Source organism: Ancylomarina longa (assembly GCF_003996985.1).
GTDB lineage: Bacteria > Bacteroidota > Bacteroidia > Bacteroidales > Marinifilaceae > Ancylomarina_A > Ancylomarina_A longa.
The window spans coordinates 1-579 of the sequence record NZ_RJJX01000160.1; the positions used below are offsets into that span (position 1 = coordinate 1).

A 579-nucleotide genomic window follows, 5' to 3' on the forward strand; every position below is an offset into this window, starting at 1 on the left:
TTTTAACTCCATATACCGCCAATACCCGTTTCATCGCGGCACTCTGGCGACACTCCTTAAAAACCAGGTTCGTGCTCATCTTTCCTTCCCGTTCTTCCCTGGTAGCAAACCGGTAATACACCGTTCGCCAGACCTTACCTTCGATAACCAGAAGACCTGCCCGTGCCATTTTAGCCGCGGCCTGATTTATGCTGGTTACTGTTGCGCCTGTTAGCGCGGCAACGTCCGGCGCACAGAAGCTATTATGCGTCCCCAGGTAATGAATAATTGCCTCTTTGCCCGTCATACACTTGCTCCTTTCAGTCCGAACTTAGCTTTGATTTCTGCGATCTTCGCCAGAGCCTGTGCACGATTTAGAGGTCTACCGCCCATGACAGGAAGTTGTTTTACTGGTTCAGGGATCGCCTCACCACGGTTAATTCTCGCAGTCATATGGACAAGCTCATCTGCGGCCTTACGGCGTAATTCCGCATCAGTAAGCGCATTGGCCCGCATGTTCTGATACAGGTTGGTAACCAGCCAGTAGTGCGCGTTTGATTTCCACGGATAAGACTCCGCATCCGGATACAGGCCTCGCTT

At 51.6% G+C, this 579-nt stretch carries 2 protein-coding genes; both read right to left on the reverse strand.

What is annotated here, in order from left to right; genetic code table 11:
* Positions 1–286 (reverse strand): protein ren (locus DLK05_RS16775; RefSeq protein ID WP_127345103.1); only part of this gene is annotated, 286 nt, incomplete at its 3' end.
* The coding region (locus tag DLK05_RS16780) for a replication protein P (protein WP_244583462.1) at positions 283–579 on the reverse strand (297 nt) is incomplete at its 5' end. The genes DLK05_RS16780 and DLK05_RS16775, both read right to left, overlap by 4 nt.